At 51.1% G+C, this 1,910-nt stretch carries 2 protein-coding genes and 1 pseudogene; all 3 read left to right on the forward strand.

The features are described 5' to 3' along the window. Positions 1-258: pseudogene (locus DWX59_RS28305) on the forward strand (C4-dicarboxylate ABC transporter); the annotation flags it as partial. A 39-nt stretch (positions 259-297) separates the two neighbouring features. Next, a complete protein-coding gene (locus DWX59_RS28310; protein ID WP_117563475.1) occupies positions 298-813 on the forward strand; it encodes a TRAP transporter small permease in 516 nt (171 codons plus the stop codon). Between the two features lie 2 nt (positions 814-815). Then, on the forward strand, positions 816-1,910 hold a 1,095-nt coding region (locus DWX59_RS28315), incomplete at its 3' end, for a TRAP transporter large permease (protein ID WP_147325886.1).

The raw sequence follows: 1,910 nt of genomic DNA on the forward strand, positions 1-1,910 counted from the left end.
GAGCAGTTCAACGCCCTGCCCGCGGACCTGCAGCAGGTTGTCGTGGACGGCGGCAAGGAAATGCAGAAGTACGAGCATGAGATTTTCCTGAAAAATGAATCCGAGCTGGAATCCAAGCTGGCTGAGGAAGGCATGGAATTCGTGGACGTGGACCAGAAGGCATTCTCAGACGCCATGACAAACGGGGTCCTGGCGGTACTGACCGACAGCCAGAAGGCACTCTATGAAAAAATATCCGCTGCCAACCCGGATGCATAAGGAAAACGGTCCACTACGGAAAGAGAGGTGCTTCAATCAATGAGCTGTTTCAAAAAGGGACTTGATAAGTTTCTGTCTGTTTTTGACCATACACTTTGCTTTTTCGGCGTTATTTTTTATCTGACCTTTGTGGCCTGCGTACTGATCCAGGTCATCAGCCGCAACTTCCTGCCAAGCGCGCCGTCCTGGACAGAAGAGGCCGCGCGCTACTCCTTTATCTATATGGTAGGGTTTGGGTGCGCCGTGGCAGTCCACCGCAATGAGTTCGTTAACGTGGAATTCCTTCATGACGCCCTGGAGGGCAGACATCCCATGGCCAACCGGGTCATCGACCTTGCAATCAAGGTGTCACTATTGATTTTTACCGCTTACCTGCTGGTTAAATCCGTGATTCCTTTTGCATTCATCAAATTTCCTATGTTTTCCACGGCAATGACGCTGCCTATGCAGTATGTTTACTTTTCCCTGGTAGTGATGTTCAGTCTTATGGCCGTGGCATACCTGTGTGAAATCCTGAACCTGCTTCTAACCTGGAATGAAAAGGAGGGCGGCTGAGCATGGTACCTGTATTATTCATCACATTCATAATCTGCCTGTTTATCGGCGTACCCGTGGCGTTCAGCCTGGGGTTTTCGGCACTCGCCTACTTTCTGGGAGCCAACATGCCCATTGCCACGTTTTCACAAAGATTTTTTGCCGGACTTGACAGTTTTACCCTTTTATGTATTCCCGGCTTTACACTGGCAGGCAACCTGATGAACCAGGGCGGCATTTCCGACAAGCTGATGGATTTCTGCGACAAGCTGGTGGGACATCTGACCGGAGGCATGGCATACGCCAACATCATGGCTTCCATGATTTTTGCAGGAATCTCGGGCACGGCCCTGTCTGATACCGTGGCGCTGGGCGGCATTGAGATCCCCATGATGGTTGACCTTGGATACGATGCGGATTTTTCCGTGGCAGTCACTGCCGCATCCAGCTGCATGGGCCCCATCATCCCGCCTTCCCTTCCCATGATCATGGCTGCCACCATGACCGGGTTATCTGTATCCAAAATGTTTATGGCCGGCATTGTCCCCGGCATCCTGATGGGCGGGGGAATGGCTCTGGTTTCCTATATCATTTCCAAAAAAAGGAACTATCCCAAACGCGACCATATGAGTTCCTTCAGCGAAATCCTGAAGTCAGGGCGGGAAGCCATCTGGGCCATCATCATGACCCTGATTATCCTGCTGGGTATTATCGGCGGCATGGTTACCCCTACCGAGGCATCCATCATCTGCATTGTATACGGAACCTTTGTGGGCTTTGTCATTTACCGCAAGCTTACCCTTAGGACCTTTTACCAGTGCCTGCAGCAGACCCTTTCCAGCGCAGCGTCCATCATGGCCCTGGTTGCATTTGCCAATGTGTTTGCATACATCATGACCAAGGAGCACATCCCCAAGATGATTGCAGATACCATGTTAAGCCTGACCGACAACAAATACGTCCTTCTCCTGCTCATAAACATCTTCCTGATTTTTGTGGGCATGTTCATGGAGACCATTGCAGCCATCCTGATCCTGTTCCCAGTGCTTTTGCAGCTGGCCACCTCCGTAGGTGTGGATTCCATCCAGTTTGGCGTCATGGTTGTAATGAACCTGGTC

This window comes from Enterocloster aldenensis (genome assembly GCF_003434055.1).
Taxonomy (GTDB): domain Bacteria; phylum Bacillota; class Clostridia; order Lachnospirales; family Lachnospiraceae; genus Enterocloster; species Enterocloster aldenensis.